6 protein-coding genes are annotated in these 7,920 nt (G+C 45.6%); all 6 read left to right on the forward strand.

All coding sequences use genetic code 11. The annotated features are described in order from the left end of the window. The first annotated feature begins 3 nt into the window (after positions 1 to 3). The 6 genes from QLQ16_RS14320 to QLQ16_RS14345 all read left to right on the forward strand — a co-directional run bounded on the left by QLQ16_RS14320 (position 4) and on the right by QLQ16_RS14345 (position 7,698). A complete protein-coding gene (locus tag QLQ16_RS14320) occupies positions 4 to 2,715 on the forward strand; it encodes a DEAD/DEAH box helicase (RefSeq protein ID WP_283225340.1) in 2,712 nt (903 codons plus the stop codon). A gap of 231 nt (positions 2,716 to 2,946) precedes the next feature. After that, positions 2,947 to 3,573 (forward strand): hypothetical protein, encoded by a 627-nt coding sequence (locus QLQ16_RS14325; protein WP_283225341.1) that lies wholly within the window; start codon positions 2,947 to 2,949, stop codon positions 3,571 to 3,573. A 13-nt stretch (positions 3,574 to 3,586) separates the two neighbouring features. Continuing rightward, positions 3,587 to 4,693 (forward strand): helix-turn-helix domain-containing protein, encoded by a 1,107-nt coding sequence (locus tag QLQ16_RS14330; protein WP_283225342.1) that lies wholly within the window; start codon positions 3,587 to 3,589, stop codon positions 4,691 to 4,693. A gap of 49 nt (positions 4,694 to 4,742) precedes the next feature. Further along, positions 4,743 to 5,615, forward strand: coding sequence for a nucleotidyltransferase family protein (locus QLQ16_RS14335; RefSeq protein WP_283225343.1), 873 nt, complete (start codon positions 4,743 to 4,745; stop codon positions 5,613 to 5,615). Continuing rightward, a complete protein-coding gene (locus tag QLQ16_RS14340) occupies positions 5,612 to 6,505 on the forward strand; it encodes an S-4TM family putative pore-forming effector (RefSeq protein WP_283225344.1) in 894 nt (297 codons plus the stop codon). Before QLQ16_RS14335 ends, QLQ16_RS14340 begins: the two co-directional genes overlap by 4 nt. 47 nt (positions 6,506 to 6,552) lie before the next feature. Then, positions 6,553 to 7,698, forward strand: a complete 1,146-nt coding sequence (locus QLQ16_RS14345) for an HNH endonuclease (RefSeq protein ID WP_283225345.1) — start codon at positions 6,553 to 6,555, stop codon at positions 7,696 to 7,698. Positions 7,699 to 7,920: the final 222 nt, after the last annotated feature.

A 7,920-nucleotide genomic window follows, 5' to 3' on the forward strand; every position in this document is an offset into this window, starting at 1 on the left:
CACATGGAACTTAAAGACTATCAAGCTGATGTCCTGACTGACCTCAGTAAATATCTGGAAACCCTGCTTGAATGCAAGGGGCATCTTTTCAATGCTTTTGCAAAATATTGGAAGGATCGCGGTGTTCTCAATCAGGCGTACAAGAACAACATCAAGGAAGTGCCTCATGTATGTGTGAAGGTTCCCACTGCTGGCGGAAAAACCTTCATTGCAGTGAATGCCTTGGACAGAATTTTTTCTGCCTTTGCTGAATACAACCCCACACGCCCTAAGTTCGTAGTGTGGTTGGTTCCTTCACTGACCATCCTTGAACAGACAGTAAAGAACCTGTCCAACATTGATCACCCGTATCGTCAGCGATTGAATGACCTGTTCAGTGGTCGTGTGCAAATTTATGAGAAGGCTGATGTCCTTCAGGGTGCTGGGTTCAATGCGGACACTGTGAAGGAGCAGCTTTCGGTGGTTGTGATGTCGTTTGACTCACTTAAAGCAAACAACAAAGAGAACCGTAAAGCCTTTCAGGAAAACGGCTACCTTGCTTCTTTTTTGAATGATGAAGGTGAAGTTGTTGATCCATTGGAAGGAACTGATCCTTCCGCGCTCATTAATGTCATGCGAACCCTCAAGCCGATTGTGGTTGTGGATGAAAGCCACAATGCTGAAAGCACGTTGTCAGTGGACATGCTTCGCAACATCAACCCAAGTTTCATTTTTGACCTGACTGCTACACCACGAGATAACAGCAACATCATCAGCTATGTTGATGCCTTGCGGCTCAAGAAGCAAAACATGGTCAAGCTTCCTGTGATTGTTGCCAATCAACGAAGCCAAGAAGATGTGATCATGGCGGCCCTGAATATGCGGCGTCAGTTGGAAGAGTTTGCTAAGAAAGCTGAAGAAAAGGGCGGTGGCTACATTCGCCCTATCGTGCTGTTCCAGGCTGAACCGAAGAACAAGGATGACACCACCACCTTTGAGAAGGTGCGGGAAATTCTGCTTGAACTGAACATTCCAAAAGAACACATTGCCATCAAGACTGCCAACATCAACGAGTTGAAGAATGTTGATTTGATGAGTCGTGATTGCCACGTGCGATACATCATCACGGTCAATGCGCTGAAAGAGGGTTGGGACTGTCCTTTTGCCTATGTGCTTGCGACACTGGCAAACAAGTCTTCTGTGGTGGATGTGACTCAAATTTTGGGGCGTGTTCTTCGCATGCCATACACCAGAAAGCACAGCATTGAGTTACTGAACTTGAGCTATGTGTTTACCTCGTCCAGCCACTTCCAGAACACTTTAAGTCAGGTGGTTGTGGGTTTGAACAAGGCTGGTTTTTCAAAGCGCGACTACAGAGAATTTGATCTGTCTGCGATTGAGCAAGAGCAAGATCCTGCACCCTCACAAACTCAGGGACAACTGAACCTTACTGCTCAAACGGGTGAGGAAAAGCCTGCTGAAACTGGTGCTGGCCAGGATCTTGAAATTGAGAAGAGCAAGCTCAATCCTGACTGGGAACAACAAGCTGTGGAGCAAGCTGCTATAGCCCCAAATGGCGATCAGCCTGCCTCAACTGGCAATGATGCATCAGGTGTTGAAGCAATCAAGAATCAGGCTGCTGAACAAGCTAAAGAATTTGAAGAACAGGCCAATGCTACGAGTGGAGAAGCTGTTCCTGAAGAACTGAAGGCCCATATGAACGAGCATAAGATGAAGCAAAAGTTTGAAGAGTCTGCAAAGGCAATTCAGCTACCCCAGTTCTTCATCAAGCTGCCCTCAGATGGTGGGTTCTTTGACGGTGGTGACGAGTGGCACAAGTTGGCTAAAGAAAACTTGCTATCAAACTTTGTGTTGGCAAACCTCGACGCTACTATCAACTTCACAGCTATTGAATCTGATGTCTATAAGGTAGATGCGGAAGAGATTGGCAATGGTGAAAGTGCTCCATCTTTCACTGTAGTGAAGAAGGCAGAAAAGGAAAAGCTGAACAGCATCATCAAGAGTCAGCCGACTTCGGGTCAAATAACTTCTATCGTTGGTCGGCTCTTCAGCCTAATTGGGAAGAATACCTTTTACCCGATTGAAGACAACGATGTGAAGCACTACCTCAAACGAATTGTTGAGGCCATGAATGCTGATCTGCGTGCTGATTGCCTTGAGCGTGACTACGATTATGTCAAGCTTATTAAGGCTAAGATTCAGAGCCTTGCCAATGAGTATGCTGCTAAGGAATTCGGCAACTGGTTGACCACTCAGAAAATCAAACTTCGTCCGTCATTCTCGTTGCCTGCAACGATTGCACCAAGTGAAAATGCTCCCGCTATCAGCAAAAGTCTTTATGTCACTGAAGGTAGTGTGAATAACTTGGAAAGCAAAGTTATTCGGGGTGTTGCAGAACTGGAAAACATTGTTTGGTGGCACCGGAACCTTGAGCGTGGCAAGGGGTTCTTGCTGAATGGTTTTCTGAATCACTACCCTGACTTCATTGTTCTCACTGAGAGCAAGAACATCATTGTGGTGGAAACCAAGGGTGATGATAGAGACAACTCTGACTCCAAGGACAAGCTGAAGCTTGGCAAGATTTGGGAGTCCCAAGCTAACCAGATTGCGCATGAAACCGGCTACCGCTATCACTACATGATGGTTTTTGAGAGCAACCCGATTGATGGGGCTCATACCACTGGTGATGTGCTGAAGCTGATTGAGGCTATGTAAATGGGCTGAGTAGACAGGCAGTGCGCCCAAGGGCTTGTCAAATCTTTTTCGGATCAGTTCCACTTGATTGAAAATTTTGGTTCAACATGGCACTGGATGAATTTACAGAAACTTCCGCTTTTCAGACCTCTAACTGTGGTAGCATAACCAGAAGTTAACCACTCTGGAGCAACCTTGCTTACACACTCACCCTCGCCACAGCCTGCCCGCATCGTCGTACACCCTGCTGACGTGGATGCAAGACTCCAAGAGCTTGATCCAGCTCTGACTCAGGAACTCATGCTAGAGGCGAACCAGCGGGGCTTTGAGGCCAGGCTGGAAGCGACTCTTGCCCATGCTCCAACGGCGGCTGGCACACTACATTGGCATGCGTTCGTTCCTTCTCTCAGGCTCGCGCTGAAGGTTCAGGACTGGATCATTAAAGATCACAAAAACTGTCCACTTATTATTTCCGCTGACCGTTCAATTGCCATTGTTGTGATGACTGGCAACAGTGAAACTGGCAAGGAGTTCGGCAATCCCACGAACCAAGCCGACAAAGGTGCTGTTCTGGATGAAGCCGTTCAGAAGAACGTTCAATACCAGCTTTTTGAAAATGCCGCACTGAACAGGATGCAGAAGGGTGAGGGCGGTACGCAGCTTTGGGTTCTTCTTTACCATGTTGACGCTGCTGGAAAAGATGCCCGTGAAATCCGCAGTGAATTGTCATTGCCCTCTAGCTTTCACAAGAAAAAGATTATTGGATGGGCAGAGCGAATCATTCTTCGTTCAATTCCTACAGATCCTGCTACTCGCATTGCACCATCGCTTCCCAATGAACCAATTGAAGTTGTGGTCGAACGTAAGACTGGTTCCTGAGCATGGTTAAAACATGTTGAATCCCGCCAGAATTCAATTCGCCAGAACTCGCAGACGATGGACTAAGACCAAACTTGCCGAAGCACTCGGTGTTCAAAGTAGGTCTATCCAAGGCTATGAGTCGGGTGAATATTCGCCTGAGCCTGAGAAGCTTGAGCAGATTGCAAATCTGCTCCGTTTCCCTCTTTCTTTTTTTTCGGGGCCTGATCTCCCGAAAATATCGGAACATACGGCAAGCTTTCGCTCAATGTCTAAGATGTCCGCATCTTTGAAGGACAGTGCACTGAGTGCGGGCTCTCTTGCTTTTATTTTGAACAACTGGATTGAATCAAGGTTTAAGTTACCCGCTTCAAACCTTCCTGATCTCAGTGACTTGTCACCTGAAGATGCTGCTGCGACCTTGCGTCGCATGTGGGGGCTGGGTGTAGCTCCTGTGAGCAACATGATTCATTTACTTGAATCAAAGGGAATCCGTGTCTACTCATTGGCAATTGAGGCGCGAGAAGTTGACGCTTTCAGTGTGTGGCATGACAACACACCATTTGTGTTTCTGAATACCTTCAAGTCCGCAGAGCACAGTAGGTTTGACGCTTGCCATGAATTGGGGCATCTTGTGCGTGATAGTCATAGCATGTTGCACGGTAAGGCTCATAGCCCTGAGATGGAACGTGAAGCTAATGCCTTCGCTTCTGCATTCCTCATGCCTCGTGACAGTGTTATTGCGAACAAGCCAAACTGGCCAACTATTGGGCAGTTGATTGAACTTAAAAGTTTTTGGGGCGTTTCGCTTGCTGCACTTTCTTACCGCATGAATCAACTTGGCTTGATGACCGAATGGGCTTACCGAAGTTTGTGCATTGATATCGCCAAGAAAGGCTATCGCACCAAAGAACCAAAGCCAATGAGGCAAGAAGTCTCCCAAATGCTCGCTAAGGTGTTTGAAGCGCTTCGTGGGGAAGGAGTTCGTAAGTCAGATATAGCGGCTGAACTGTGTCTGCTTGTAGAGGACTTGAACAACCTAACTTTCGGCTTGACGATTTCGAGTGTCTCCACTGCTGCTGTGCTTTCAGAAAAAGAGAACCCAAAGCCTACCAATCCGAGTCTGCGCATAGTGAAGTAATAGAGTAGCCCCATGTTTGTATGGGTGCTGCAAAAAAGGGGGGCATAAATTGCCGCGATCAATTGAACAAGGATTTAGTGATTTTCTGGTGAACATTAAAGCCACTGCTGCGGAAACTTCTGCAACGGTGTCGCACCGGGCTTCTATCAAGGCTTGTCTTGAAAATAATTTTGGACTGAAAAGGTTCACTCGCATTGGCTCATTTGGCAATGGAACCAATATATCGGCCTATAGTGATGTTGACTACTTGGCGTGCCTGCCTACGGCTTCACTTAAGCAATCTTCTGACTCATCGCTAAGACTGGTAAAGGACGCTTTGGTTACACGGTTTCCAAACACTGGCGTAGTGGTCCGCTGTCCTACAGTTGTTTGCCCATTCGGTGAATACAAGTCTCAACACACTGAAATTGTCGTTGCTGACTATGTAAAAGAAGATAGTGGCTATAAGGTCTATGAAATTGCAGATGGCAGTGGCGGTTGGATGAAAATTTGTCCAGACGCACACAATGCCTATGTTGACGCGGTAGATAAAAAACACGGTGGCCAGGTCAAGCCACTTATTCGGTTCATAAAGGCTTGGAAATGCTACAGGGATGTTCCCATTAAATCGTTCTACTTGGAAATGAGGGTGGCAAAATACGCGGATGGTGAGTCCTGCATCGTCTATGACATTGATGTGAAAAGAATTTTGACAATGCTGCGGGATAATGGACTTGCAGCGCTACAAGACCCAATGGGGATTGATGGCTACATCTATCCGTGCAAAACCGAAGCTTTCAAACAGGATGCACTTTCCAAGCTGAACACCGCTGCAACAAGGGCAGAAAAGGCACGGGAGGCCACCAATGCCAATGACATCAAAACCGCATTCGATTGGTGGAAATTGCTCTATAACGATCAGTTCCCGAACTACTACCTATGAGCATAATTCAAAGGCAAGAACTGCCAGAAAACATTGAGCTTCTAGCAGCTCAAAGGAACCTCTACTCAAGAGCCAAGAACATCATTGGACTTCAAATGGTGCTAAGTGGTCCTATTGCTGTCGGTGCTGCCATTGTCACGATTGCACACCCAGATTTAAAAGGTTATGTCGCACTCTGGGGCATTCTGACGGTAGTCTTTGACCTCTTTGTTTTTACTCCTTGGGTCAAGAAGCTTCGAGACAGTGCTGCAAGGGTGCAGGAACTTTTTGACACCAAAGTTCTTGGGATTGATTGGAATGACATTGCAGTTGGCAAAAAACCTGATCCTGAATTAGTTCATGAAGAGGCTCAAAAGCATGGATTGGATGAGGCTAAAAAAGCTGGTCTAAAAAAATGGTATCCAGTCATCATTGATACAGTTCCAGAAATATTTGGCATCGTCATTAGCCAAAGGGCTAATGTTTGGTGGGATTGCAAGATGAGAAGAAAATATGCTTACTTCATCAGGGTTGTGCTTGTATCCATTGCGCTGGGTTTAATCGGATACGGACTCTATGAGAAAAAGGATATGTTTGAATTCTTGGCATTCATAGTTGCTCCACTTGCCTCTACCTATGTTTTTGGCTATCGCCAAATGATGGAGCACACAGATGCCGCAGACAGACTGGACAAATTGAAAGACTTGGCTGAAAAAGTCTGGTCAGATGCGGTTGCTGGCAAAGAAATTTCCGAACTAAAAATCAAATGCAGGACATTACAGGATCAAATTTTCGACCATAGAAAAAGAAATCCACCTGTCTTTGATTTTATGTTCAGGTGGTTCAGAGACGACAACGAAAAATTGATGAACAAAGGGGCTGAAGCACTGATAGCCGAAGTTCCAAAATAAGAAGCACCTTGCTCTGCTGAAAGAGTGGAGCGATTAAGCAGGGAAAAATGACAGTCTCTAAAAAATGCGCTTTGTGTGACTGCCTCCTATCAGGTAAGAATAGAACAAAAGAACATATCATTCCCAATGCGATTGGTGGTCGAAAGAAGACTACTGAATTTATTTGCAACTCCTGCAACAACAAGCTTGGTGAAAACTGGGATTCTGAACTTGCCAAGCAATTAAACTGGTTCTCTTTGGCACTCGGAATCAGCAGAGAACGAGGTGAACCACCTAAACAGATTGTTCAGACTGTTGAAGGTGAGAAGTATTGGCTGCTCAACGATGGATCATTCACCCCAGAGAAATCTTCCTATTCAGAAGAGAATCTTGGAGGCGCAGTGAAAATAAGCATGACAGCCAAGACTATTGAGGAAGCTAGGCAGCGGCTCAAAGGTGTCTCTAGGAAGTATCCAAAATTAGATGTTGAGAAGGCTTTGAATGAACTAGAGGTAAAGACTGATTTCCTGGACTCACCACTTCATGTCAATTTGTCCCTTGGTGGTCCTGATGCTGGTCGTTCTTTGGTGAAGACTGCCTTTGCATTTGCTTCTGCATGTGGTGTTGAACATAGCGAATGTGGCAAAGTGATTCAATACCTGCTTGATGGAAATATTGAGGCTATTCCCTTTGGATTTTCCTACTTGTCAGACTTCATCCAGAACAGACCCAAGGACAAAATTTTTCACTGTGTGTCCTTGCATGGTGATCCAAAAACCAAAATGCTATGGTCTTACATAGAGTATTTTGGAAACTTTCGGATAGTGGTGTTGCTGAGTGACAGCTACAGTGGGGAATATAGAAATGAGATTTATTCAGTTGATCCCATAGATGGCCGTTCAGTTGGGGTGAGAGTGAGATCGGATGTCAGTGCTGAAGAACTGGCATTGATATGGTCTGGGGATGGTTTAAGTTACGAGAACTACAAAGCAGCGGCTGACTATGCATTACCTATCATTCTTGAGAGGGGGCGTAGCCGAACTCTTGATAGAACCGTTAAAGAAGGTTTTGACCATGCCGCTAAACAGCTTGGGATCAAAAAAGATGAAATAATTCCAAAAGAAAAGGCTGCGGAATTCACAGCATTTATGATGGAAAAACTTTCTCCTTACATAGCACACCTTGTTCAAGGTTCTCATAGATCAGACTTCTGAGGTGCGAATGAAAGGTAAGTCAGTTAAATTCATATGACTTTGACTGACTAAGGGAAAATTTGATGAATTATTTGACTTTTTGATTTTTTCTATTAAAGTTATGTAGTCGTCCCTGCAAAATTCATTTTTCAAGCCAACGCCCAGCGTTGATCTGAGTTTTCCAGTCGGGTGAGGCTGATGATTTTGGCCAATTTCTCAAACAAAGCCGTCAAACCCGCCGCC

The organism is Limnohabitans lacus (assembly GCF_030053395.1).
Taxonomy (GTDB): Bacteria; Pseudomonadota; Gammaproteobacteria; order Burkholderiales; family Burkholderiaceae_C; genus Limnohabitans_A; species Limnohabitans_A lacus.